Consider the following 26054-nt stretch of genomic DNA (forward strand, 5'->3'; position numbering starts at 1 on the left):
TTCCAGTCTAGTCCGCAATTAAAGCGTGAAAACTACGCAAATACCCTATGAGGGTCCGCTCTTTCCGAAGCGCTGTCAATTTATGGTGAGGAGGAGGCTGAGCCCGGCAGCATAGATTACCAGCACCGCGATGGAGTCTTCTCCCATTCGAAAAATCGTCCGGTCCCTGCGTTCGACCAATCCCAGCACGAAGATGCCGGACAGGACCAGCGCAAGCAGCGCTGCCGTGGCTTCGAACGGGCCGGCCAATTCGAGGATCGGCGGACCCGAGGCTACGATATCGATCACGACAATCAGTGCCAGATTAAACAGGTTCGATCCGAATATCTCGCCCACGGCAAGCTCATATCGGTGATGGCGGATGGCGCCGGTAATCGCGCTCAGTTCCGGTAGAGACGTCGCGGCTGCTACGAACAGAAACCCCATCAGGCTGCCGCCTATGCCCGTATTTGCCGCGATCAATGTCGCCGATACTGCAAGCGTGGCCCCGCCGACGAGGATGATCGCTGCCAAGACAGTGAGGCCGACCAGCAACTGCCGCCAATCCAGTTCGCCAAGATCTTCTTCTTCCGCAAACGGCAGGTCTGGCTGGCTGATCACCAACCACATGGGCCGACGTTCCGATCGGTCGGCTATCCTGATCGCTGCCAACGCAGCGACGGCCAGCAGCACCGACCACAGGCCGGCGATGCCAAACACAGCCTGGTCGCCAGCCGTGATTGCAGCAATCACCAGCGCCAGCAGCATCATTCCCAAGACGCCCTGTATCACGGTAACCGGCTTGGCGACGACTGAGGTAAGCGGCTTCGGCCCCAGCAGCATATCGGCAGCCGCGAGCAGCAGGATGTTGAACCCCGCACTGCCCAGAACATCATTCAGCGCGATCAGCGGCGATCCGATTGCAGCAGCAGTTGTGGCAGTGGCCAGTTCCGGCAGGGAAGTGATCCCGCCCAGCACCAGCATACCGGCGATACCCTGTCCCAGACCGGTCTTGTCGCTAAGGCTGACGACATAACGGGGTAGGCGCGTTCCTGCCCACCAAACTGCGCTCGCGCCGAGCAAGAATGCAATGATCAGCAGCGAGAGAGGGAAAACTTCTAGCATGGGGGAGGGCGGGAGAGACCGGCCTGCCGCTCAGAATAGCGGAATTTTCGGTTTCCCTTTCGCGACATGGTCTGGCGACATTCGGCGCGGACACCGTCACCTGCCATCCGTAAATCACCTGACCCGACTAGGTTTCCGGATGATTACCTAGTGATAGAGTATTTCAGCTTCCGTATCCGAAATCCGGGCGAGACCCTTTTCCGGTCGCATGCCTGAAGGGTGATGGAATATGGGATACGAACCGGCTTATCGTTCACGGCAAAGCAGTCCCGGCGATCTCCGCAAGGGGCCGATCTTCCAATCTGAAATCCCTGTTCACGCGGTAAACCGACCCGTTCGGCACTTCTTGCCATTTTTCGTGGCTGATCCGCTCCGACGCCACAACCAGCGCGCGGTAGCGGTGCCTCTCGCTGTGATGAATGTGCGGGAAGCCGCAAATCTCACAATCATGGACACCGCGCCGCGCGACGAAATGCAAGGGCCGGTTGAGGCGTGTTCCGGCCATCTCCAGTCCATTGGTAACCAGCAGATTGAGGCCTGGTCGGGCATTCCGGTCGATCGAACGGGTCCAGCCAATCACCATGGTCATCAACTCAGCCAGCACTTCGGCAAGCGGGCGGCTCGGCTGGCTCTCCTGCAACGTTCTGAGCAATTGCAGGATGTGTTCGCTATCGGTGTCCCCGCCAACCGCAGCACGCCTGTGTTCGGGAAGCCTGTCCAGCAACAGCGGGCGAACCTGATCAAAATGCGGGATGGTGCCGTTATGGATCAGCGCCCACCCGCCATCGACAAACGGATGGGTGTTGGCCAGCGTCGGCTTGCCCACCGTCGCCCGGCGGACATGGGCAAGGACTTGCTGCGAATAGATGCGCGCGGCCGCGCGGCGGAAATGTTCGCCATGATATGCCGCCCAGGCCTGCCGCTCGATATGCATCGCGCCGTTTTCAAACGTTGCAAGGCCCCAGCCATTGGCGTGGGATTTTCCGGACAGATCGGCTTCGCTCTGAACCATCAACGCATTCTGCGCATGCACCAGAGTGCATTCCACCTTGGTCGGCTCGCTCGCCCGAAATCCGTAAAGTCGACACATGCGGCGCTTTTCGCTGGTCGGTCAGTTTCGCAACATCCGGAATGTCACGGAGCGATGCGATGAGCGATCCGGTCAAGGAGCTTCTTGCGGAATTTCATCGCGACCATGCGGTTCTGGGCCGCGGATTGTACCGTCTGGGAACAGCGCTGCGCGACCGCGACATCTTGTCGGCGAAGAAGATAGCTGACGAACTTGACCGCGAAGCAGGACCGCACATCGCGTTCGAGGAGCAGTGCTTTTATCCCGCTCTCCGCCCGTTGATCGGGGATGAAGAGGTTGACCGGTTCTATGAAGAACATGAGGCCGGGAAGGACGTGCTCACTCTTATTCGGTCTATGCCTGACGAGGCATGGCCAGACGCCAAACGCATGGAACAGATGCTTTCCGAAGTAGAGAATATGGAGCACCATGTCACTGAATGCGGCGAAATGTTTGGCGCGATGGGCCGCATTCCTGCTGATGAACAACGGACAATGCTCGCCAAACTTGCCGAATTGAGAGAGGCTGATATCCGCTGGAGCGAAGTGGCACCGGCCAAGAGAGCAGCACCAAGCAAGAGCGCTGAATGACTACCGCCACGCAGTTGACACGAGCGCCTGGGTCGCACGTGGCGGACGGTACGCAGCCGGCATCGGTCCGCACGCCCATCACGCCTGTTTTCGACATTCCCCTTTCACCGGACCAGCGTCGGCATATCTCCGCCGTGGCGGCCATGATCGCCGAAGAAGATCCGCGCATTTCCCGCGTGCCGCCGCTGGCCGATGATCTGGCCACGGGGCAGATCGATGCCCCGGCACTGTTGATAGAGGATCACAGCGGCATCCAACTGGCACATGACCGCGGGGCCGACGCCAATCTCAGCTACCGCGCCATGCTGCTGGCCGCTGATGGAGACTTAGTCGCGGTCTACGGTCAGCGAAACAGGGCGTTCGAAGAATATTGCCGCGATACGCTGGATCTGGGTGATGTCGAAGTGATCGCGCCGCCGCTTGCTGACCCTCATCAATCGCTCGCGCAGGCTTGTCTGGCGGATCACGATCTGATTACGCGAACTGTCAGCCGTGCGAAGGATCACGGCGGGCTGAACGTCATACCTTACATGGCAACTGGGGGGATTTGGCGTCTGGCGGGCGAAATTGCCCTGCGGTCGGGCGTGCCTGTGCGTGTCTCAGGCCCGCCGCCAGCGTTGATGCGAGCGGTGAACGACAAGATATGGTTTGCGCGCTGGGCTGCGTCGCTGCTTGGCGAGGATGCCATTCCGCACAGCAGAGCCGTCTATGGCATGGGGGCGCTGGCCGGATATCTTCGCCGTTTCATCCAGGAACATGGACGCGTGGCAGTGAAACTGACGCATAGTGCCGCATCGCTGGGCAATATCGTGCTCGACAGTGATCAGCTCACATCGCTTTCGCCACCGCAATTGGCGGCACAGTTGCGCGATATGATCGAAGATCGGGACTGGCAGAACCCGTTTCCGGTTCAGGTGACGGCATGGGAAGGCCCGCTTGCGGCGACACCGTCAGCCCAATTGTGGATCCCCCATCCGGAAGATGGTCCTCCGCTGGTTGAAGGAATATTCGACCAGATAACCGTTCACGAAAATGCGCGTTTCGCGGGCGGCATACCCAGTGAACTGCCTGATGCGGAACAGCGGGAAATTGCCAGCCAGGCGCTAAGGCTCGGGATGCTTTTTCAGCAACTGGGCTATTTCGGCAGATGCAGTTTCGATGCCGTGCTGATCGCCGCCAGCGGTATGGGGCAGGGTCAGGAAAACCGCCTGCATTGGGTCGAATGCAATGGCCGCTGGGGCGGCGTTTCAATTCCCATGACTCTGGCAAGCAGGCTTGTGGGTGACTGGCGAAACCGCGCCCTGCTGATCACAGAGCGGACGATTGCGGACGGGCGCGCAATAGCGATGGATGAATTTCTGCAAGCCTGCCGCCCGCATTTATTCCGCGCCGGAGGGGATCGGAACGGGGCGATATTGCTTACGCCGGGAAGGCTGCAACGGGGTGGCTTCGACCTCCTCCTGCTTGGGACGGACCGCGCAGACGTAATCGCGCGTGAACGCGCATGTCTGGACAGCCTGACACAATGAAAGCCGGGTTCGGGGCGCCTGCATCGCCCGCGCGAATGCTCAGTACGGATGGTTCCGTATAGGCCCATTGGGGGCGCCTGTTCATCTTTCTATTGCGCGGAAAAGAATCAGCTTTTTCGGCATCCGTTGGAAGTCGCAATGAACATCAGCCAAGTCAGAAACTTCGTCGACTCAGCCCCGCCTGCGCGGCCCGCGCCGCAGCAATTCGGTTCACCTGCCAGCGCGGTCCGCCGCGAAGTGGCTGCACCGCGGCTCGTTGCCTGTGTCGATGCAGGCGATCAGGCCGAGGCTGTTTCAATGCAGGCGCTGGCGGTCGCATGCAGTTTGGGGCTGGAAGTGACGTTCGCACGGGTAATCGAGGCGCCTGAACATTTTGCTTCTCCTGCCGATCCGATCGAATGGCAATTGCGCCGCAAAAGCCAGCAGGAGAAACTTAAACGGCTGGCCAATCAGGATCAGGTCGAAGTGCTCGCAAACAGTGTCCTGCTGGCAGGGGCTCCGGCCGATGAATTGTCCGATTGGGCGTTGGAACACGGGGCGACCTTACTGGCACTGGGGCAGCGGCGCAGCGACAATGGCAAGGGATTGGGGAGCACCGCGCAAGCATTACTGGAACGGGGTGAGCATTCCTTGCTGCTGGTTCCGCCAAGCCCGGTTCGGCAGCGCGGCTACCGCAAGATCATGGTCCCGATCGATGGCTCTGTCAGGGCTGATAGCGTGCTGCCGATTGCCTTGCGCATTGCGCGAACACACGCCGCCGAGCTGGTTCTGGTGCATATCGTGCCGCGCCTTGAAGTGGTGGCATCCCCCCATATTCCCGAGGTCGACAAACTGCGGGCCAAGATCGACCGCCATAACGAGCAGAGCGGATCATCGCATCTGGAAGAATTGCGCCGGCGCAGCGAGGGTGATGGCGTTAGCGTCAGCACGATAACGCGCGGCCCGGGTGATCCGCGTTCCCTGCTGCACGACATCGCGATCGAAGAGAACGCGGATCTGATCGTCATGGCGTCTCACGGTAACACCGCGCTGGAAGATGTCGCTTGCGGCAGCGTGGCGGAATATCTCGCCGGCCATGCACCTGCTCCGCTGCTGATCGTGCGGCCCAATCTGCGGTGCAGCTTCGGGCCGGAACCTGCCAGCTGCCGCGACGTCTCGGCCTTCCGTTTCATCGGGTGAACGCGCCGTCGGACACAGGCTCGCCGCTGGTTCTGGCGGCACGCGAACTGGCTGCGCGGCACCGGATCAGCAGGGCACCACCCGGCAGGATTGACCTGTGGCAAAAGATTGCCGAGGCGCGGCAGTGGCTTGATGAGGCCCGGCTTGCCTGCGTGACCCCACCGCCCGCTGCCGGGAAGGCGGCAGAATGGTTGTTGGACAATGATTACCAGGTCCACCGCGCCCTGCGGCAGATCGATCAGGACCTGCCGGGCGGATTTTATAATCAACTGCCGGCACTGGCTGATCACGGCGGCGGAGAGCCGCGGATTTTTGCCGTCACGCACGAATTTCTCAGGGCAGGACATCTCCAGATTTCGCTGGCCGGTGCAGTTCGGTTTGTCGCGGCCTATCAGGAAGATCGCCCGCTCACCATGGGTGAACTGTGGGCATTCCCGACGATGCTCAGGATCGCCTGCATCGAAATCCTGGCGGATGCGCTGGACCCGCTCCTCGAAGGATCGGTCAGGCTGCGTTTTACCCCGTCCAGCGCCGCGCGCGAGCCGCAGTCGCTCGATCCAACCGAACGCGTAGCGCGGGCAATTTCGATCCTTGGCGTGGTTGCAGCAATTCCGTGGAAGGAATTCTTCGACCGTACGAGCCTCGTCGAGCAGTGTCTGGGCGGCGATCCGTCAGGCCATTATCAGGCGATGGATTTCGAGACCCGTGACCGATATCGCGGCGCGGTCGAGGAAATGGCGCGAGCAGGAAATTGTGACGAAATCGAAGTGTCGCTCGCCGCGATAGATCGGGCCAGCCGCGCCGGTGCTAGCGATGTAGAACGCCATGTCGGATACTGGCTGGTCGATGCCGGGCGCCATGAACTGGAGCGCGAACTGTGCGTTTCTATCAGTTCACGCGAACGAGCGAGGCGGCTTGTTCTGGCAAGGCCCGGGCGTTTCTATTCAGCAGGGATATTGCTGGCGGGGGTCGGTGCGCTGATCCTGCCGGCATTGTACCTGATGTTCGTCGGTGCATCGTTTGAGGGCTGGGTGGGTGCCATGGCGGCAAGCCTTATTCCCGCCTCGGTTCTTGCCATCACGATGGTCCATTGGGTGATTACCCGCAGTCTGCCCCCGGCCACCCTTGCCAAGCTGGACTGCAGAAAGGCGCTGCCGCCTGAGGCGAAAACCTTTGTGGTGGTGCCGGTGGTTATCGGTTCGACGGCTGAAATATCCAGCCTTGCGGAGCAGATGGAAACCCACTGGCTGGCCAATTCAGACCCCCAGTTGCACGTCGCGTTGCTGGCCGATCTTGTTGATGCGCCTCAGGAAGAAATGCCAACTGATCGGGAGATTGTGGATGGTCTGGTGTCTGCGGTGCGTCATCTCAATCGGCGGCACGGCACTGACGGCGCCAAACCTTTTCACCTCCTGCTTAGGCCGCGCCAATATAGCGCCGGTGAAGGGTGCTGGATGGCGTGGGAGCGAAAGCGGGGCAAGCTTGAGCAATTCAATCGCCTGCTGGTCGACGATGACTGGTCGGCTTTCTCCCTGCATGAAGGGGCGACTGCCGCGCTGAGGAAGGTGCGATTTGTTGTAACCGTGGATGCCGACACACTGTTGCCGTCGGGTTCGGTCGGCAAGCTGGTTGGCACTCTCGCACATCCGCTCAACCGGCCCTATCTTGACCGGGCGACTGGGCGGGTGATCCGCGGATACTCGCTGGTCCAGCCGCGTGTGGAAATATCCCCCCATGCTGGCATACGCAGCCTGTTTGCACGGTTGTTTACCGGGGAAACAGCGATCGACATTTACAGCCGTGCAGTGTCCGACGTTTATCAGGACCTGTTTGGTGCCGGAATATTCGTCGGCAAGGGCATCTACGATGTGCGCGCATTTCATGCGAGCGTCGACGGCCGGGTTCCGGAAAACCGGATACTCAGCCATGATCTGTTCGAAGGTGCGCTGGGCCGCGCGGCGCTGGCCACTGATATCGTTCTCTACGAAGGTTTCCCCGCAAGCTATCCGGAATATGCCCGGCGGTTGCACCGCTGGATCAGGGGCGACTGGCAATTGCTTGCATGGCTGTGGCCCAAGGTTCCCGGCGGCGACGGCAAAATGCAACGCAGCACAATCTCGGGCATCGACCGGTGGAAAATGCTCGACAATCTGCGGCGAAGCATGGTGGCGCCGGGCTTGCTTGTGTTGGCCCTTGCCGGATGGTTCGCGCTGCCCGGCAGTCCGTGGTTCTGGACCGCGCTGGTCGTGCTGGCCCCCGGCTGGCAATTGTTCACCGATGTGATCAGCGGCCTGGCAAGGGGCCGGCGTGTCGGGGCATCCTATGGCCTGCTGGCGCGCCTGTCCGATCAGGCGGGCCGGTGGCTGCTGGCGATTGTGTATCTGCCGCACGAAGCGCTCCTGTCACTTCATGCGATCGGCGTTACCTTGTGGCGCAATTTCGTCAGCCACCGGCATTTGCTGCAATGGACCGCCGCAGCGCATGTCGCCGCGCGGCTGAGGCAGGGAAGCCCCCGGTCGATTATCTGGCACGAAATGTGGATGGGGTCAGCTCTCTCGCTGGCGATATTTGCGGTCCTGATCTGGCTACGGCCCGCTGGGCTTGCCGTGGCCACGCCGCTTCTGGCGCTGTGGATTGCCGCACCGGAAATCGCCTATTGGACCAGCCGTCCGAGGCGAACCGGAGTCAGGCCGCTGGCTGAAGGCGACGTTGAATATTTGCGCCTGCTCGCTCGCCGCACTTGGTATTTCTTCGAACGTTTCGCCGGGCCGGAAGACAACTGGCTGCCGCCGGACAATTATCAGGGCCCCCCGCATGAGGAGATCGGGCACCGCACATCGCCAACCAATATCGGGATGCTGCTGCTCTCGACTGCGGCTGCCTGGGATATGGGATATGTCGGCCGGGCAGAACTGGCGGCGCGCGGCCGCAACGTGTTCGACGCGATGGCCCGGCTGGACCGGTATCGCGGCCATTTCTACAATTGGTACGAAACGCGCCATTTGCGCCCGCTGGAGCCGCGCTATGTTTCGACGGTCGACAGCGGCAATCTCGCGGTTAGCCTGATCGCTTTTGCTGAAACGCTGCGCGAAGCATCGAACCATGCAGAGCTGGAGGCACAGCGATGGACCGGGCTGGGCGACCTGTTCGCTCTGCTGGACGAGGCATGCGAAAGCCTGAGCGGATCTGCAAAACTTCGCGCGATCATCGCGGATTGCCGTGAACTATGCGGTGCACGTTCCAATGCCGGTGCCAATGCCGATGCTGGAGCCGGCGCCGATGATGAAATCGCCTTGATCGGGTGGCTGCGCGAGACAGCGCTTCCCATGATCGAGGCAGAAGCGGAATCCGTCGCCGATCACGTCTCCGATACCCTTCCCGAAGAGCTTCGCGATCTTTTCGTATGGCTCGACCGTCTGCTGCACCATGTGAATGAAATGAATCGCGATATGGGTTCTGCGGACGAGCTGGCGGCAGAACTGAAGCAACAGGCTGATGAAGCGATCGCGCTTGCCTGGTCGATGGATTTTGCATGGCTGTATGACGAAGAACGGCGGCTGTTCTTCATCGGTTACAATATCAGCGCCAGCCGGATCGACACCCACCATTACGATCTGCTCGCGTCGGAGGCCCGGCTGGCAAGCTTTTTCGCGATAGCCAAGGGCGACGTCCCGATCGAACACTGGTTCCATCTGCAACGACCTGTGACGCGCGGCCCCGGCGGGCTTTCGCTCCTCTCATGGAACGGTTCGATGTTCGAATACCTCATGCCGCGCCTGCTGCTGCGTGGGGAGCCGGAAACACTGCTGGGCGAGAGCGAACGTGTCGCAGTCGAGATTCAGATGCGCCACGGGCGAGAACATGACCTGCCGTGGGGCGTGTCCGAATCTGCCTATGGAGAGCGTGATCCAGAACATCGCTATCGCTATCAGGCGTTCGGGACACCGGGGCTGGGCCTGAAGCGCGGGCTGGCACGTGATCAGGTGATCGCACCTTACGCCTCCGCGTTGGCGCTGGCGATTCTGCCCGGCGATGCGACGGCCAATCTTCGCCGCCTTTCCTCGATGGGCGCTGAAAAGCGCTATGGCATGTGGGAAGCGCTCGATTTCACACCCGACCGGGCACCTGCCAGCGCCCGCTTTGCCCCCGTGGTTGCCTATATGGCACATCACCAGGGAATGATCCTGTGCGCGATCGGCAATCTGCTGACCGATGACCGGATGGTTGAAAGGTTTGCGCGCGACCCGCAAATGCGACTGGTTTCGCTGCTGCTCAGCGAGCGTGTGCCGCACGAAATACCTCCGGAAATCGAGCGGCTCGAAACGCTGGAACCGGCGGAGGAAGCCGTGCAGGTCGAGGCTGTCGTTCCGTGGGAGCCAATTCAGACACCGTTCCCGCAGGCCCATGTCATGGGGAATGGCCGGCTGTCTTGTTGGATATCGGAAAGCGGGGGCGGCACGCTCCGCTGGCAAGGTCAGTCGCTGTCCCGTTTCGTCGCCGATGCCACCCGAGACGCGGACGGAATGTGGATTTATCTGCAGGATATGGACAGCGGCGAATTGTGGTCCGCCACCCGCCAGCCGACCGGCGCAGTGCCGCAGGAATACAGGGTCATTTTCCAGCCGCATCTGGCTGAGTTTCATCGGCGTGACCATGGAATTGATGTCAGGCTGGAAGTCGGTGTGGGTAGCGGCGACGATCTGGAAATTCGCCGGCTGACGATTGTCAATGAAAGTGGTCGTCCCCGGCGGCTGCGGCTGACCAGCTATGCAGAGATTGTCCTTGCGCCGCCGCTGGAGGATGAACGGCACCCGGCCTTCAGCAAGCTGTTTGTCGGCGGAGAATTCATCCCGCGCATCGGCGGGGTGATGTTCAATCGCAGGCCCAAAAGCCCGAAGGAAGCGCCAGCGGTCCTCGTGCAATTTGCCATTGATGCGAACGGCCCGATCGAAGACCTGAATTACGAGATGGATCGCGGGATGTTCATTGGCCGCGGGCGGACCCTCAAAGATCCGCTGGGCGCTTCACGGGAACTTAAGCGAAGCGCGGGACTGACGCTTGATCCAGTCTCGGCGCTTCAATGCGAAGTCAGCATCGATGCGGGCGAACGCACGGTGCTGTGCTTTGTCACCGTGGCAGCAGCGAGCCGGTCTACCGCCCTGGAGGTTGCAGCGCGGCATTCCACCCTTTCGGCGATGGAGTGGGTGCTTGGCGACGCTGCGACGGAAACCGCCCGCGTGCTGGGCCGCACGCGGCTGTCCCCGGCGATGCTGCCGCAGGTGCAATCGCTTGGTTCCCTGATGGTCTATCCGCACGCTGCGCTGCGTGCGCTGCCGGACAAAATCGAGCGGAACCGCTTTGGTCAAAGCGGGCTGTGGGGGCTGGCCCTGTCCGGGGACTTGCCGATCCTGCTTTTGCGGTCGGACGGGATCGGGCAGCGCCTGATTCCCTTGCTTGCTGCCGCGCATAATTATTGGCGCCATGCCGGGCTGCCTGTCGATCTGGTGATCCTTCAAACGAGCGGATCGACCTATGTCGAACCGATCCGTGATGATCTGATGGAATTGCTCCGCGAAGCCGGAGCCAGCGAAATGCTGGGGCGAAAGGGCGGCATACATCTGCTGTTTGCCGACCAGAGCGGACCGGACATGGTCCGTATGCTGGAGGCGATGGCGTGGGCCGTTATCGACGATAATGGCGGTTCGATCGCAGATCAGATCGCGCGGGCCCATGTGCCGGGAAAGCTGCCGCCGCCAATCATCCCCAGCCTTGCCGAATCGGCTGCCGATCCGGCCACGCGCTCTCAGCAAGACTACCTGCTATTCGCAAATCACGCTGGCGGCTTCAGCGCCGACGGCCGCGAATATGTGATCAACCACAACGGCGTAGAACCGACCCCTGCGCCGTGGGCCAATGTCCTAGCCAATGATGAATTCGGCACATTGGTGACGGAGACGGGCGGCGGTTTCACATGGGCCATAAACAGCGGGGAACACCGCCTCACACCTTGGACGAACGATCCTGTAACCGACCGGCAGACCGAGGCGCTTTACCTGCGCGACGAAGAAACGGTTGCTGTCTGGTCGGTTACGCCTGCCCCTTGCGGGCAGGGTGAAGATTGCGAAATCCGGCACGGTGCCGGTTATTCCAAATGGCAGAAAAACGCCCGCGGGATTGAGCATGAGCAAACCGTGTCAGTCGCCCCCGATGCCCCGGTCAAGCTGGTCCGTCTACGTCTGAGCAATACCGGCCCGCGCCACCGCCGGCTGACCGCCACCTATTATGCGGAATGGCTGCTGGGTTCATTGCCCTCGGTTGAAAGGCGGCATGTCTTTTGCCGCTTCGATGATTCCGCGCAAACGGTTCTGGCCCGATCAACGTGGAATGCGGAATTTGCAGGCCGGGCGGCATTTCTCACCGCAACCCGCGATGCGCACGGGCACAGCTGCGACAGGGAGGAATTCCTTGGCCGTGAAGGCGACTTGCGCGCGCCCGCGGCGCTTGGCCGGTGGGGCCTGGGCGGGCCGGGCATCGCAGGCCAGGATGCTTGTGCAGCCTATCAGGTCCATATCGACCTGAAACCCGGCGAGACAACAGAGGTCGTCTTCATTCTGGGCGAAGCCGCCGACGAAGATGCAGCGATCGCCCTGGCCCGTGAATGGCGCACCGGCGAACGCGCGCATATGGCGGAAACTGCGCAAATCGAGCGCTGGAACGATCTGCTCGGCCGGGTCACAGTGGAAACGCCGGATCCCGCATTCGACCTGATGATCAACCGGTGGCTGATCTATCAGAGCCTTTCATCCCGAATTCTTGCGCGGACGGGGTTCTATCAGGCAAGCGGCGCAATCGGTTTCCGCGACCAGTTGCAGGATGTGTTGGCGCTGCTGCATCATGAGCCCGCCCGGGCACGGGCGCACATCCTGACCTGCGCCGCGCATCAGTTCGAGGAGGGCGATGTGCTCCATTGGTGGCATCCGCCATCTGGCCGCGGCGTGCGTACGCGCTTTTCCGACGATCTGCTGTGGCTGCCCTACGCGACCGGCACATATGTTCGCGCAACCGGCGATGAATCGATCCTGCGCGAAACCGTGCCGTTCCTTTCCGCTCCTCCTCTGTCAGCAGAAGAGCACGACCGGTACGCGCAGTTCGAACGGACGGAGCCTGGTGCCCCGCTGATCGATCACCTCGAGCGGGCGATGGAGCGGGTAAGGCTAGGCGCCAACGGATTGCCGCTGATGGGCACTGGCGACTGGAATGACGGTATGGACCGTGTCGGTGACGAGGGGCACGGAGAAAGCGTGTGGCTGGCATGGTTCGCATCGGTAACGGCGCGCCATTTGGCCGATCTGGAACGCAGGCTGGGCCGCCAGCGTGATGCCGACCACTGGAGCGATCGCGCTGACATGCTGCTGCGCAATGCGGAGGAAGCCGGGTGGGACGGAGGCTGGTACCGCCGAGCCTATGATGACGAGGGGCACGCGCTGGGTTCCGTGGAGGAACCCGAATGCCGTATCGATTCAATCTCGCAAAGCTGGGCAGCCTTTGCCGGGGCAGACCCGAACCGCGTCGAGCGGGCGCTGGCATCGGCGCAAGCCGAATTGATCGACGAAGAAGCCGGTCTCGCGCGGCTATTGTGGCCGCCCTTCGACAAGGGGCTGCGCGATCCCGGATATATCAGGGCCTATCCGCCCGGGCTGCGTGAAAATGGCGGCCAGTATTCCCATGCTGCGGCGTGGCTTGGCCTGGCGCTGGCACGATCGGGCAAAAGCGATGCAGCGCTCGACATCTTTCACATGATCTGCCCGGTGCGGCGGACATCAAGCGAGGCTGGTGCGAAACTATACCGGTTGGAGCCATACGTGACTGCCGGCGATATTGCATCGGCGCCGCCGCACAGGGGGCGCGGCGGATGGAGCTGGTACACCGGTGCCGCGTCTTGGACCTGGCGATTGGGGGTGGAGGGGCTGCTCGGGATCAATCTGATCGGCGGCAAGGTGCGCATAAACCCTTCGCTGCCGGCGGATTGGCCCGGCTACCGCGCAACCCTGCGCCGGGATGATGCGTCGATCACCATTTCGGTCGAACGGCAGGGGGCAGGCCCGTCTAAAGAAGTGACCGTCGACGGGAAAGATCACCCGCAGGAGGAAGCCATCGCCTTCCCCCCAAGCGGCGAGACGCGCCAAGTAGAAATCAAGCTGGCCGATCCGGCCAAGGTAGTTGCGGGTGAGCAGACATGACGGACGCTTTGGTCAGGGATTTCGAACAGATATCGCGGGGCGATGTTGCAAGCGTAGGCGGGAAGAACGCATCACTGGGGGAATTGATTGGCGCGCTCGTGCCGCAGGGTATCGCTGTTCCGCCGGGCTTTGCCACCACAGCCGACGCATTCCGGCTTTTCCTGTCGCACAACCGGCTGGAACCGCTGATTGCGCAGCATCTCTCAGCGCACGCGCGCGGCGAGGCAACATTGGCAGAAACCGGAAGGGCAATCCGGCAGGCGATCACCGCTGGAAAATGGCCTGACCGATTGCACGGTGCAATCGTGGACGCGTATCGTGTCCTGTCCGCCCGTGTGGGCGATCTCGAAACAGCGGTGGCAGTTCGGTCAAGCGCAACCGCCGAAGACCTGCCGGAAGCAAGCTTTGCCGGGCAGCAGGAGACCTTCCTCAACATTAGCGGAGAGGAGGCGCTGCTGGCGGCGTGCAGGCGGTGCTATGCCTCGCTTTATACCGACAGGGCGATATCCTACCGTGCTGCCTATGGGTTTGCTGAAGCCAGCGTCGCGCTTTCGATAGGGGTGCAGAAGATGATCCGTTCCGACACGGGCGGGTCAGGCGTTATGTTCTCGATCGATACGGAGACCGGGTTTCCCGGCATCGTGATGGTGGATGCAGCATGGGGAATGGGCGAAAATATCGTTCAGGGCGCGGTCGAGCCGGATAGCTGGCAAGTGTTCAAGCCGCTATTGGGCAATCCTGATCTGTCGCCCGTGGTGGCGAAGACACGCGGAGCCAAGGCGCTGAAGTTGATCCATTCGGACGGCGGGGGCGATGCGACGGTCAATGTTGAAACCTCGGAAGAAGAGCGCGCCCGGTTTGTCCTGACTGATAGCGAAGTTCTCAAACTGGCCCGCTGGGCTGTGCTGATCGAGAAACATTATGGCTGCCCGATGGATATCGAATGGGCGAAGGATGGCGCCGACGGCGCGCTGTTCGTGGTGCAGGCGCGGCCCGAAACCGTCCATTCGCGAGCGGATGCGGGCACCCTGCGCGCCTTTTCCCTTCGCGGGGAAGGGCCGCCCATTGTCACCGGCCTCGCCATTGGAGAAGGCGCCGCTGCAGGACAAGTGTGCCTGATTGAAAGCGCTGCAGATATCGAACGGTTCACCGACGGGTCGGTGCTTGTCACATCGACAACCGATCCCGACTGGGTCCCGATCATGCAGCGCGCAGCGGCGATTATTACCGACCATGGCGGGCGAACATCCCACGCGGCGATTGTCGCCCGCGAATTCGGGCTGCCTGCCATTGTCGGCACCGGGAATGCCACGCAGCTGGTCCAGAGCGGCCAGATGGTCACAGCCGACTGCACGAAGGGCGAGATCGGAGTTGTGACGCAAGGTGCGGCAGAGATTTCGGTCGAGGCGATCGATCTTGCCGGTCTGCCTGAAACGCGGACGAAATTGATGCTGAACCTTGCCGATCCTGCCGCTGCCAGTCGTTGGTGGCGGCTGCCAAGCGATGGTGTGGGGCTGACGCGCATGGAATTCGTAATCGCCAACACGGTCAAGGTCCATCCACTGGCATTGGCGCGTTTCGATCAGCTCGACGATCCTGCCATCCGCGACCAGATTACCGCGATGACGGCGGGATATGCCGACAAATCCGACTACTTCATCGACCAGTTGGCGCTTGGGCTGTCGAGGATTGCAGCAGTCGCCTATCCCGAACCGGTCATCATCCGGATGAGCGATTTCAAGACCAACGAATATGCCGGTTTGATCGGCGGTGCCGCGTTCGAGCCGGCGGAAGAAAACCCGATGCTCGGCTTCCGCGGTGCGTCGCGGTATTATTCGCCGCTCTACCGCGATGGGTTCGAACTGGAATGCCGCGCAATCAAGCGCCTGCGCGAAGAAACCGGTTTCGCCAATGTAGCGGTGATGATCCCGTTTTGCCGGACACTGGAGGAGGCCGACCGGGTGCTTGAGGTGATGGCCGGGGCTGGTCTTGCACGGGGCCAAAACGGGCTGGAAGTCTATATGATGTGCGAGATCCCCTCCAACGTGATCCTGGCGGCACAGTTCGCCCAGCGGTTTGACGGGTTTTCCATCGGCAGCAACGATCTCACCCAGCTGACCCTTGGCATCGACCGCGATTCCGAGCTGCTTTCCGAACAGTTCGATGAGCGCGATCCGGCGGTGGAATGGATGATCCGCCATGTGATCGAAGAGGCCCGCAAACAGGATACGAAAACGGGGCTGTGCGGGCAGGCGCCCAGTGACCACCCCGAATTTGCGCAATTTCTGGTCGATTGCGGAATTGACTCGATATCCGTGACCCCCGACAGTTTCGTGAAGGTGAAGCGGCAGATTGCAAAGGCAGAGGCGCGACAATCTGGCGATAATACCTGAAGGAGGTTCCAACCGATGCCAAACACCCGCCGATGCTGAATATCGCCACGCTCACGCTTAACCCGACCATCGATACCGCTTGCGAGGTCGAGCGGGTTACTGACACCCGCAAATTACGCGCGACCGGCGAACGCCATGATCCGGGTGGCGGGGGCATCAACGTGGCGCGCGTGTTCGTCAGGCTGGGCGGCAATGCGCGCTGCTATTACTTGTCCGGCGGGGCCACCGGGGTCGCGCTCGACGGGTTGCTGGACCTGCATCAACTGGTCCGGACCAAAATCGGAATCGCCGGGCAGACCCGCGTGAGCACGACGGTCCATGAAACCAGCACGGGTCTGGAATACCGGTTTGTACCGGGCGGCCCAACGATTGCGGAAAGCGAATGGCTCAGTTGCCTCGACCTTTTGGCCGAGGCGCGGTGCGATTATCTTGTGGCGAGCGGATCTCTGCCTGTCGGTGTGCCGGATGACTTCTACGCCCGCATTGGTGCGATCGCGCAGGAGCGTGATTTTCGATTGGTCCTCGACACGTCCGGCGCGGCGCTGGCGGCGGGGCTATCTGGCGGGGGTGTTTACCTAGCCAAACCCAGTATCGAGGAATTTCGCGCCCTGGTTGGAAGTGACCTGATAACAGAGCGCGAGATCGAAGAGGCCGCGATGGATATCATCAAACGCGGCGGGGCAGAGATATTGGCGATCACGATGGGCAGCGACGGGGCCTTGCTCGCCAGCAAGGCGGGCACGCTGCGTTTGCCTGCCATTGCGGTCGAAACCCGCAGTGCGGTCGGCGCAGGGGACAGTTTCGTTGCCGCCATGGTTTACGCCCTCGGTCACGGAGACAGCACCGAGAGGGCGTTTCGCTATGGCCTCGCGGCGGGCGCCGCAGCGGTGCTTACGCCCGGTACCGACATGTGCCGGGCGGACGATGTCGAGCGGCTGTTCCAGCAAGCGAACGCTGTGTCCTGACCCTGCGCGGCGTAAGGGCCTGCGGTCCGGCTAAGGCAATTTGCGTAATTACCTCTACCTGCTCCCAAGCCATTTTCGGATGCGCATTTGAGCAGGTGGAGGGCTATCATGCCGGAACTGATGAAAGCGGCTATATTCATTGAACCAGGACGGATTATCCTGGGCGAAAAGCCGATCCCCGATGTCGGGCCGCTCGATGCGCTGATCCGCATCACCACCACCACGATCTGCGGCACCGATGTGCACATTTTGAAAGGGGAATACCCGGTCGAGGCAGGCCTGACAGTGGGGCATGAGCCCGTCGGCGTGATCGAAAAACTTGGATCTTCGGTGACCGGTTTCGAGGAAGGGCAGCGGGTCATTGCAGGGGCGATCACCCCCTCGGGCACATCCAATGCATCTTTGTGCGGATTTCATGCCCAATGCGGCGGTCAGGAAGGGCACGGCTGGAAAGCCATTGGCGGTTGGCGGTTCGGCAATACGATCGACGGCGCACAGGCGGAATATCTGCTCGTGCCCGATGCAATGGCCAATCTGGCCCCGATCCCCGATGGCCTGACCGACGAGCAGGTTTTGATGTGCCCGGATATCATGTCGACCGGTTTCGGCGGCGCTGAGGCAGGCCGGATACGGATCGGAGATACGGTGGCGGTGTTCGCGCAGGGGCCGATCGGTCTGTGCGCGGCGGCGGGCGCGCACATGATGGGCGCCACCACGATCATCGGCGTGGAATCTGTGCCCGCCCGGATGGAAATGTCGAAGAAAATGGGGGCAACCCATGTGGTGGATTTTTCAAAGGTCGATCCGGTCGACGAGATATTGAAGATTACAGACGGCAGGGGCGTGGATGTCGCGATCGAGGCGCTGGGCACGCAGGAAACTTTCGAAGGTGCCTTGCGGGTTCTGCGCCCCGGCGGGACGCTGTCGTCACTGGGCGTGTATTCGGGCGATCTGACCATCCCGCTCGATGCGTTTTCCGCCGGTCTGGGAGACAACACGATCCGTTCGACACTTTGCCCGGGCGGAAAGGAAAGAATGCGCCGGTTGATGGAGACGGTGGAATCCGGCCGGGTCGATACAGGCCAATTGGTCACTCACCACTATCCGCTCGACTCGATCGAGGATGCGTACGAATTGTTCGCCAATCAGCGAGACGGTGTGCTGAAGGTGGCGATACGCACCTGATGTCAGCGGATGCGCAAACGCCGGCCAGCGCCGGTCCGGGTCCGCAGTTGGCAACGCCGACAGAGCCCGCCATTCCGCAGCCATATTCGCGCTTCGCCCTGATTGCCCTGATTTGTGCGGGGCTGGTGCTTTGCTATCTTATCACCGCGCCGTTTATTGCCGCTCTGGTATGGGCATTCACTCTGGCAGTACTTTTCGCACCGGTTGAGGCGCTGTTCAGGGCGCGTTTCCCGTTTCCTGCGCTGACGGTTTCAGTCACGATGGTTCTTGCCGCCATCCTTGTGGTCGCACCGGTCATATTCGTGTCTGCAGCATTGATCGATGCGGTTGCGGACAGCGCAGGGGCAATGGCCGGTTTGCGTTCGGCGGATGATTTGCCCCGGTTGGCGAGGGACTATCCCGCCATCGCCCCGGCCCTTGCCTGGATCGAGGGATTTGCGGATTTCCCGTTGATTTTCCAGTCGCTCGGCGAACGGCTTGAACAATGGGGGACGAACCTCGTGGTCGGCTCGATCACCGGTACGATCACCTTGCTGCTAACCTTCTATTTCCTGTTTTATATGCTGCGCGACCGTGTGCGTATCGTACAGGCCATAGGCGAGACCCTGCCGCTTGATGCGGTTCAGTTCGGCTCGCTCGTCCAAGATCTGAAGAAGACCGTATTTGCATCCGTTTATGGCACTGCGGCCGTTTCAGCGCTGCAGGGACTACTGGGCGGGCTGGTATTCTGGTGGCTCGACCTGCCATCGCCGGTATTCTGGGGTGTGGTCATGGGATTGCTGGGCATCGTCCCCTTCCTGGGCGCCTTTATCGTATGGGTGCCGGTTGCCATTATCCTGATGCTTGACGGGCAATGGAGCGAAGCTTTGATCCTGATCGTGTGGGGTACCTTCGTCGTCGGCCTGATCGACAACATCGTGTACCCGGTGCTGGTTGGCCGCCAACTGGCGCTGCATTCGGCAGTGACGTTCATCGCCATTGTCGGCGGCATTATCGTGTTCGGTGCGCATGGCTTCGTGCTGGGGCCGTTGGTCGTCGCGGCTGTGTTGTCGCTGGTCACAAGTCTCCGCAACAGCTGAGGACGGCTATCCTTCCGCTCCCAAAGGCGATTTGTCCGCCAGATTTCCGCGAGCCTCTGCCAGCAGTGATACAACCTCCTGATCGCTGGTCTGGTCAAACACCGTATAATGCGCCCCCACCGAGTAAAAGGGATCGGGAGCGATCAGGCAGATGATCTCGTCACACAGGGGGCGCAGCATGGCTAGCGAGGTGCGCGGGGCAACGGGAACGGCAAGGATCAGCTTGTGTGCGCCTGCTGCCGCCAAAGCTTCCAGCGCGGCCCGCACGGTGTTGCCTGTGGCGATACCGTCATCAACAACGATTACCGTCCTGTTGGCTAGCGGAACCGGCGGCCCTGTGCGGTATGCGTTTCTGCGCCGCTCTATCTCGGCCAGTTCTGTTGCAATGGTGGTCTTGATGTAATTGTCGCTCGCGCCGACCGCCCGTGCGGCATCGTGATCGATGACAACATGCGGCGCCGCCCCGTCTACGAGCGCGCCAATACCGTATTCCTTGTGGCCAGGCGCACCAATCTTGCGCACCATGACGATGTCGAGGGGCGCGCCAAGCTCCTGTGCGACTTCAAAGCCGACCGGGACACCTCCGCGCGGCAGGGCGAGAACCACGGCATCGCTCAGATCTGCCTTGGCCAACACTTGGGCCAATGCCCGTCCGGCCTGCGCGCGATCGTGGAAATGGGCGCTGCCGTTAGTCATGCTGCCACCCCCGGATGTTGGCGGAACCAGTCGATGGCAAGGTCAACCACCTGGCGCAGCGCCCCCGGTTCTTCGAACAAATGCCCCGCACCCGGGACGATCGCCATCGTATGTTCGCAGTTCATCGCAGTCGCTGCGGCTTCGTTAAGGCCGACAACCGCGCCATCGAGCGCTCCGACGATCAGCAGGGTCGGTGCTGTAACGTGGGCGAGGGCAGACCCGCCTGCCAGATCGGGGCGTCCGCCGCGCGATACGATTGCCGCGATACGCGGATCGCCGGCTGCGGCCTGCAATGCGGCGCCCGCCCCGGTGCTGGATCCGAAATAAGCAGGCGCAAGTCCAGCCAGTTCTCGCCTGTGTTCGGCCCAGTCTGCGGCCATATTCAGACGAGAGGCGAGCAAAGCGATATCGAAAACATTACGCCGGTCGCGTTCCTCCTCCGGGGTGAGAAGATCAACCAGCAGCGTGGCGAACCCAGCGCCGCGCAGCTCATGGGCAACATAATTGTTACGCGGGCTCAGCCTTCCGCTTCCGCTGCCGTGGGCAAAGATGACAAGTCCCCGCGCATTTTGCGGAATACCGAGCAGCGCCTTCAATTGAGGGGCGGTGCCGATCGTGACTTCACGGCAATCGTCGATGGTTTGCTCCACGGTCACATCAGCCTCACAGTCCGAACGGCCAGATTTCCGGTGCGCCGTGCGGCCGTTCGCTGCCCAGCGGGGTGACCGCGCGGGTTTCTTCAAACCAGATATAGGCATCGAATTGCTCGCCCAGCACGGCCTCGAAGTAATGGCTCAGCAATTCGGTTTCGGGACGGTAAACCACCCCCACCGCGCGCTCGAGCATGGCCTGTCCCAACGCCTCGGCCAGGTCTCCATCACGGTTGTGCCGCCAGTCGATCAGGCATCTGTTCAACCCGATCTTGCGGAACGCGGCCTCCCAACTGTCATCTCGTGCCGGACGCAACTGCATGACTTGCATTTCCCCGCCCCAGTCCGATGCCGCGGCCACTGTTCCGCGATCCGTGCCAAAACCGATGAGAACCGCGTCAGTCCCGTAAGCCGTTCTGACAAGCTCGCCGATATTGAACTCTCCGCGCCAGCCCATGGCAGTGGCAGCAGCGTTTCCGACATGGGAATTGTGCGCCCATACCACCGCCCGGGCATCGCGGTGATGCGCCATCAACGCTTGCAGGGTTTCGAACATGTGCCGGTCGCGGAGATTCCAGCTTTCTTTCGCGCCGCGGTAGATCGAACGGTAATATTGCTCCGCTGCGCGCACGATCCTGGCATTGCGTTCCGCGTCGAAGAACGCCTCACCATCGTCGGCGATCCAGTCCATCCTGCGGGCAAGCAAATCGCGCAATTGCTGCACCACCGCGTCTTCGCACCGGGCAAATCTGCTGGTTGCGGTTGTGCGGCCGTATAGCTGCGGATCATCTTGCCACGGGGTCAGGCACCCATACCTCTCACGTGCTTTTTCGGCTTCGGCGGGTGCATGCCGGTCGAGATAGCGGGTCACCGCATGGATGGATTCGCCCAAGCTGTATATGTCCAGCCCGCGCAGCGATACGCGGCGATCTTCGGGCAGGTCTGCGTTGAAACCGCGCAGCCAGTCGATGAACGAGAGCATTTCCTGATTGCGCCACATCCATGTCGGGAACCGGGCAAAGGGCTGGCCAAGCCGCGGCCGCGGACCGGCGTGGCGGACGTAGTCATCCAGCCTCGCGATGTCGGGCCAATCCCCTTCGACGGCGATGATTGTGAAGCCATGTCTTTCCACGAGCATTTTCGAGATCGCGGCCCGGGCGGCATAGAATTCGTGTGTGCCGTGCGTTGCCTCGCCCATCAGAACCACGCGGGCATCGCTGAATTGTTCGAACGCGTCAGCGAAATCGGGCGCATCGGGCGAGGGCAACGCCCCGGCATGGGGCCGCATTAGAGCGGCAATATCGGAATTTGCGGCAAGGGACGGGCTATGGACCGTCATCGTTTTCGGACCTTTTCCTCATATCAAAAAAAGCACGCTTTGTGCTTGCATACGAAGAATGAACGCAGGTCCAAACGCGGCCTATACGTAAGTTTCCGGCCCGGTGTGACCAGGATTTCTGGTGGTGCAGGCCGGGTTTGGGCGCCGCAGAATGCCAGGCCCGGCGCCTGAAAAGACCAACCGCATGCCTGCCAAACACAGGAAATCGACTGGCGTTATGCGCTGCGAGGAACCTGCAGGACACCGCAGCGTTTACTGCCCATGACCGCCGCTGATAAAACCCTCGCGCTTGTCGTAGATGACGAAGCGCTGATTGCTTACGACCTGAGCACCACGGTGGAGTCGCTTGGTTACGATGTAATGGGTCCGGCACTTTCGCTGGACGAGGCAATGTCGCTGGTTGATGAGCAGACACCGGACGTCGCGCTGCTCGATATCAATATCGCCGGTGATCTTGTGTGGCCATTGGCCCGGCGTCTGATAACGACCGACTGCCAGATCGTGTTTATCAGTGCGAAGAACTGCCACGCCGAGCTTGCCGGCGAATTCTCCGGCGCGCAATTTATCGACAAGCCAGCATCGCAGACCGAAATCTGCGAGGCGCTCAGCACTGTCAAAATCGCGGGCTAGGCCCCTTCCGGCAAAAGATCGAAGGTCAGCGTTCGGATATAGCCGTTATCGCTGCGATGGCCTTCTATCGTGCCTTTCAGCTGTCTGACGGTAGCTTCGATCAAGCGCGTTCCGAACCCGCTTGAGATGTCGGTTTCGGAACGGAAACCGCTTTCTTCCCATTTGAGAAGAACTCTCTGGCCTTCGACCTTCCAGTCGACATGCAGCTTCCCGTCCGGGATCGACAGCGCTCCGTATTTGGACGCATTGGTGGCCCATTCATGGAATATCAACGCAAGAGGGGTCAGTTGGGAGGTCTTCACCTCGATTGCGCCGCCTGACGTCTTGAAGTCCTGAGAACTCAAGGTCGGCGAAACCACCGTTTCGATCAGTACCTCCAGCGAAATCTGCTCGGCTTTGCTCGACCGGTTGGTCAGGGCGTGTGACTGCCCCAGTGCATAGATGCGCTTGCGCAGATCATTCGCGAATTCTCCCACCTCGTCAGCTTCTGCCGAAGTGATTGAAATCATCGCCGAAATGACCGCGAACAGGTTTTTCACCCGGTGGTTCATTTCGCTGATCATCATTTCGCGCTGTTCAAGGATCTCGCGTTCCGAAGTGATGTCGTAGGTCACACCGATGAACTTCTTCATATCGGTCAGGCTGAGACGCCGGCCCAACCCGTGCAGCCAGCGGTATGAACCGTCGGCGAGCGGCACGCGAAACACCTCATCGAAATCCTCATCGCCGTCCATTGCCTTGCGCAGCGAAGAGTTGATGCGATCCCGGTCGGCTGACGGAAGCTTGGCCAGAATGGGTTCCATCGTGGCGCCTTCGTCATCTTCGTTCAGACCGAGCAGGCTGCGTTCCGTGGCGTCGAGTACTGTCCTGTCGGTCGAAGGTTCGTATTCCCAGATACCGATCCCGGCGACTTCGAGAGCCAGCCTTAACCGTTCGCGTTCCTGCTGCAGATCGCTTTCCAGGGCGAGAGCCTTGGTTACATCGGTGAAGACCAGAGTTGCGCCTTCGATCGAGCCGTCGAGATTCTGGTATGGCACCACCCGGCCGATGAATTGGCGGCCATCTGCCGAAACCTGTGACCGATACTCGCTCACACGACCCTGCTCGGCAGCCTTGCTGGCGAGGCTCACATATTGCTGATCATCCAGCTGGGTTTCGATCGACGACAGCGGACGGTCGATGTCGGCACTGGAAATCGCGAAGATGCTGCCCGCTGCTTCTGTAAAGCTGCGGATCTTGAGGTCTGCATCGACCACCATCACGACCATATCGGTAGAATCGAAGAAGTTTTTCAGGTCGGCATGGGCCACCGTAACCTGGTCGACCTTGTTCTTCAGCTCGTCATTGACGGTTGTGAGCTCTTCGTTTGTCGATTGAAGCTCCTCGTTCATCGACATCATTTCTTCGTTGCTGCTCTTGAGCTCCTCATTGGTTGTCTCAAGCTCTTCAACCGTCGACCGAAGCCTGTGCCGGGTCGATTGCAATTCTTCCTCCAGGAAGCGCAGTTGCCCGTCTTCAACCTCGAAATCCTCGCCGAAATCCTCGCCGAATGGTTCAACACTGCCAGTGTCGCGAAGGACTAGCAGGTAGGCAACCTCGTTCACAGGTTCGCAGACTACTGTCGTCGGCAGGCGGCCGAACTCAGTCGCGATTTCGACATCCCGCTTGATGACCCGCCGATTGGTGCCGCGCACCTCGCGCAGCATTGGGCCAACCAGTTCGCGCAGTCCGGGCCGCGCCAGCGAAGGTACGTGGATGTTGCGTTCAAGGCGGTCAGGAAAGTTCAGAAATTTGCCTGCACTGCCCCAGCGCTCCAGCAGGATGCCTTCTTCGTCTAGCAGTAGCGACACAGGCGCATATTTGTCTGCGATGCGTTTGAGCGCGGCGATTTCGGTCGGATTGCTCCGTGGAACGCTTTGCGAGGTTTCCGTTTGAACCCGTTTGGTGAACGTGGCGGGCCGTGATCTGCTGGCCTGCATCGTATAACGGCTCTTCACGTCTTTCCTTTTGAACAGCCGGGCAGACTGATCGACTATTTCATACAGATCGTCGAAGCGTCCGATCGCCTCGGACGAGCCGAGAAACAGGTAGCCATCGTTGCGCAGAGAGAAGTGGAACAGCGGCAGGACCTGCTGCTGAAGGGCATCATCGAAATAGATCAGCAGGTTGCGGCACGACACCAGATCAATGTTGGAAAATGGCGGGTCGCGTACGAGGTTGTGGAGACTGAAGCGGACCATGTCCCTGATCTTGGGCGCGATGGTGAAGGAATCGCTGGAACAGATGGTGTAGGCGGAACGGTATTCCTGGGGAATGTCGTCCAGCGCCGACAGCGGATAGGTACCCGACCTTGCGATGCTGAGCATCTTTTCATCAATGTCGGTCGCGAAGATCTGGATATAGGGAAATACATCGAGCCGTTTGGATGCCGCGGCAAACATCATCGCAATGGTGTAAGCTTCCTCGCCACTGGAACAGCCGGCGATCCAGATCCTCAGCTCACTGGCATTTCTGGAGTTTTCGACCATCGGCTCGATCACATCGCGCCTCAGGGTTTCGAACTCCTGCGTGTCGCGGAAAAACTTGGTCACATTGATCAGCAGGTCGCGGAACAGCGCGCCGCATTCCTCGTGATCGGCCCGAACCCGCTTGACGTATTCGCGCGCATCCTCGGTCCCGAGTACCTGCATCCGGCGGGCGATGCGCCGCACCAGTGTCGCGCGTTTGTAGCCGGAGAAATCATGACCGACCTCTTCGCGCAGGATTTCGCAAAGCTCGTCGATATTGTCGATCACTTCGGATGCTTCGTCTTCCAGACCGCGGCCATCGGGATTGCGGTCGAAGAACTTGCGCAGGGAATCGATGATTTCAGATGGTTGGCATTCAATGTCGACCAAGCCGGTGCCGATCGCAGAGACGGGCATACCATCATACCGTGCGGTGTCGGGCTGCTGTGCAATACACAGGCCGCCATGTTCCTTGATGGCGCGCAGCCCGCGGCTGCCATCGGCGCCGGTCCCTGAAAGGATTACGCAGGCGGCCAGTCGCTGGCGGTCTTCGGCCAGGCTTTCGAAGAAATCATCGATTGGCCGGCGCATTCCGCGGGGGTCGGTAAATTCGGTCAGCTGAAGCACGTTGTCATGCACCGCCAGCCCGTGGCCCGGAGGGATGACATAAACATGGTCCATTTCCAGCGGTTCGCCGCCTTCGGCCTGCTTGACCGTCATCAAGGTATAACGCTCGATCAATTGGGCCATCAGCGATTCGTGCGTAGGATCGAGGTGCTGGACCACGACAAATGCCATGCCGGTCGGGTCAGTGAAGCCCTGAAACATTTCGCGCAACGCCTCGAGGCCGCCCGCCGATGCGCCTACCCCCACGACAGGCACCGGTTCTTCCATTTCGC

15 protein-coding genes are annotated in these 26054 nt (G+C 60.9%); 9 read left to right on the top strand and 6 right to left on the bottom strand.

Features of this window, described 5'->3' with window-relative positions; translation table 11 throughout:
- Positions 1–75: 75 nt before the first annotated feature.
- Positions 76–1104 carry a sodium:calcium antiporter gene (locus GRI43_RS12875; RefSeq protein ID WP_160731482.1) on the bottom strand — a complete coding sequence of 343 codons (1029 nt, stop codon included), beginning with the start codon at positions 1102–1104 and terminating at the stop codon, positions 76–78.
- A 253-nt stretch (positions 1105–1357) separates the two neighbouring features.
- Entirely contained in the window at positions 1358–2194 is an 837-nt protein-coding gene (locus GRI43_RS12880; protein ID WP_160731483.1) for a class II glutamine amidotransferase, read from the bottom strand.
- A gap of 59 nt (positions 2195–2253) precedes the next feature.
- On the opposite strand from GRI43_RS12880, the gene GRI43_RS12885 reads away from it, so the two are divergent.
- From GRI43_RS12885 to GRI43_RS12920, 8 genes are all read left to right on the top strand, one after another.
- Positions 2254–2763: a hemerythrin domain-containing protein gene (locus GRI43_RS12885; protein ID WP_160731484.1), complete on the top strand. Its 510-nt coding sequence runs from the start codon at positions 2254–2256 to the stop codon at positions 2761–2763.
- Positions 2760–4292 (top strand): preATP grasp domain-containing protein, encoded by a 1533-nt coding sequence (locus GRI43_RS12890; RefSeq protein ID WP_160731485.1) that lies wholly within the window; start codon positions 2760–2762, stop codon positions 4290–4292. Before GRI43_RS12885 ends, GRI43_RS12890 begins: the two co-directional genes overlap by 4 nt.
- 138 nt (positions 4293–4430) lie before the next feature.
- Entirely contained in the window at positions 4431–5471 is a 1041-nt protein-coding gene (locus tag GRI43_RS12895; RefSeq protein ID WP_160731486.1) for a universal stress protein, read from the top strand.
- Positions 5468–13711, top strand: coding sequence for a GH36-type glycosyl hydrolase domain-containing protein (locus tag GRI43_RS12900; protein ID WP_160731487.1), 8244 nt, complete (start codon positions 5468–5470; stop codon positions 13709–13711). The genes GRI43_RS12895 and GRI43_RS12900 overlap by 4 nt, the downstream gene beginning before the upstream one ends.
- Positions 13708–16104 (top strand): phosphoenolpyruvate synthase, encoded by a 2397-nt coding sequence (gene ppsA / locus GRI43_RS12905; protein ID WP_160731488.1) that lies wholly within the window; start codon positions 13708–13710, stop codon positions 16102–16104. The genes GRI43_RS12900 and ppsA overlap by 4 nt, the downstream gene beginning before the upstream one ends.
- Positions 16105–16136: 32 nt before the next feature.
- Complete coding sequence (locus GRI43_RS12910) at positions 16137–17069, top strand: 1-phosphofructokinase family hexose kinase (protein WP_160731489.1); 933 nt, start codon at positions 16137–16139, stop codon at positions 17067–17069.
- A 120-nt stretch (positions 17070–17189) separates the two neighbouring features.
- A complete protein-coding gene (locus GRI43_RS12915) occupies positions 17190–18254 on the top strand; it encodes an NAD(P)-dependent alcohol dehydrogenase (RefSeq protein WP_235903759.1) in 1065 nt (354 codons plus the stop codon).
- Complete coding sequence (locus GRI43_RS12920; RefSeq protein WP_160731491.1) at positions 18254–19333, top strand: AI-2E family transporter; 1080 nt, start codon at positions 18254–18256, stop codon at positions 19331–19333. The genes GRI43_RS12915 and GRI43_RS12920 overlap by 1 nt, the downstream gene beginning before the upstream one ends.
- Positions 19334–19339: 6 nt before the next feature.
- On the opposite strand, the gene GRI43_RS12925 is transcribed toward GRI43_RS12920, so the two are convergent.
- From GRI43_RS12925 to GRI43_RS12935, 3 genes are read right to left on the bottom strand one after another with little or no spacing between them, the layout of a single operon-like run.
- Positions 19340–20029, bottom strand: coding sequence for a phosphoribosyltransferase (locus tag GRI43_RS12925; protein WP_160731492.1), 690 nt, complete (start codon positions 20027–20029; stop codon positions 19340–19342).
- The gene (locus GRI43_RS12930) at positions 20026–20685 is read right to left on the bottom strand and encodes a dienelactone hydrolase family protein (protein ID WP_338090051.1); all 660 of its coding nucleotides are present in this window, start codon (positions 20683–20685) and stop codon (positions 20026–20028) included. Before GRI43_RS12930 ends, GRI43_RS12925 begins: the two co-directional genes overlap by 4 nt.
- A gap of 7 nt (positions 20686–20692) precedes the next feature.
- Positions 20693–21967, bottom strand: coding sequence for an erythromycin esterase family protein (locus tag GRI43_RS12935; RefSeq protein WP_235903760.1), 1275 nt, complete (start codon positions 21965–21967; stop codon positions 20693–20695).
- Positions 21968–22279: 312 nt separating this feature from the next.
- Between GRI43_RS12935 and GRI43_RS12940 the strand changes: the two genes are divergently transcribed.
- Positions 22280–22648, top strand: coding sequence for a response regulator (locus GRI43_RS12940; RefSeq protein WP_160731494.1), 369 nt, complete (start codon positions 22280–22282; stop codon positions 22646–22648).
- Here GRI43_RS12940 and GRI43_RS12945 read toward each other — a convergent pair.
- Positions 22645–26049 (bottom strand): CheR family methyltransferase, encoded by a 3405-nt coding sequence (locus tag GRI43_RS12945; protein WP_160731748.1) that lies wholly within the window; start codon positions 26047–26049, stop codon positions 22645–22647. The two genes, GRI43_RS12940 and GRI43_RS12945, sit on opposite strands and share 4 nt — an antisense overlap.
- Positions 26050–26054: the final 5 nt, after the last annotated feature.

Source organism: Pontixanthobacter luteolus (assembly GCF_009828095.1).
In the GTDB taxonomy this organism is placed as follows: Bacteria; Pseudomonadota; Alphaproteobacteria; order Sphingomonadales; family Sphingomonadaceae; genus Pontixanthobacter; species Pontixanthobacter luteolus.

Bases quoted from the DNA above. Each gene is read 5' to 3' on its own strand.
- GRI43_RS12875 (WP_160731482.1), bottom strand. From the start codon at position 1,104: ATGCTAGAAGTTTTCCCTCTCTCGCTGCTGATCATTGCATTCTTGCTC.
- GRI43_RS12880 (WP_160731483.1), bottom strand. From the start codon at position 2,194: ATGTGTCGACTTTACGGATTTCGGGCGAGCGAGCCGACCAAGGTGGAA.
- GRI43_RS12885 (WP_160731484.1), top strand. From the start codon at position 2,254: ATGAGCGATCCGGTCAAGGAGCTTCTTGCGGAATTTCATCGCGACCAT.
- GRI43_RS12890 (WP_160731485.1), top strand. From the start codon at position 2,760: ATGACTACCGCCACGCAGTTGACACGAGCGCCTGGGTCGCACGTGGCG.
- GRI43_RS12895 (WP_160731486.1), top strand. From the start codon at position 4,431: ATGAACATCAGCCAAGTCAGAAACTTCGTCGACTCAGCCCCGCCTGCG.
- ppsA (WP_160731488.1), top strand. From the start codon at position 13,708: ATGACGGACGCTTTGGTCAGGGATTTCGAACAGATATCGCGGGGCGAT.
- GRI43_RS12910 (WP_160731489.1), top strand. From the start codon at position 16,137: ATGCTGAATATCGCCACGCTCACGCTTAACCCGACCATCGATACCGCT.
- GRI43_RS12915 (WP_235903759.1), top strand. From the start codon at position 17,190: ATGAAAGCGGCTATATTCATTGAACCAGGACGGATTATCCTGGGCGAA.
- GRI43_RS12920 (WP_160731491.1), top strand. From the start codon at position 18,254: ATGTCAGCGGATGCGCAAACGCCGGCCAGCGCCGGTCCGGGTCCGCAG.
- GRI43_RS12925 (WP_160731492.1), bottom strand. From the start codon at position 20,029: ATGACTAACGGCAGCGCCCATTTCCACGATCGCGCGCAGGCCGGACGG.
- GRI43_RS12935 (WP_235903760.1), bottom strand. From the start codon at position 21,967: ATGCGGCCCCATGCCGGGGCGTTGCCCTCGCCCGATGCGCCCGATTTC.
- GRI43_RS12940 (WP_160731494.1), top strand. From the start codon at position 22,280: ATGACCGCCGCTGATAAAACCCTCGCGCTTGTCGTAGATGACGAAGCG.
- GRI43_RS12945 (WP_160731748.1), bottom strand. From the start codon at position 26,049: ATGGAAGAACCGGTGCCTGTCGTGGGGGTAGGCGCATCGGCGGGCGGC.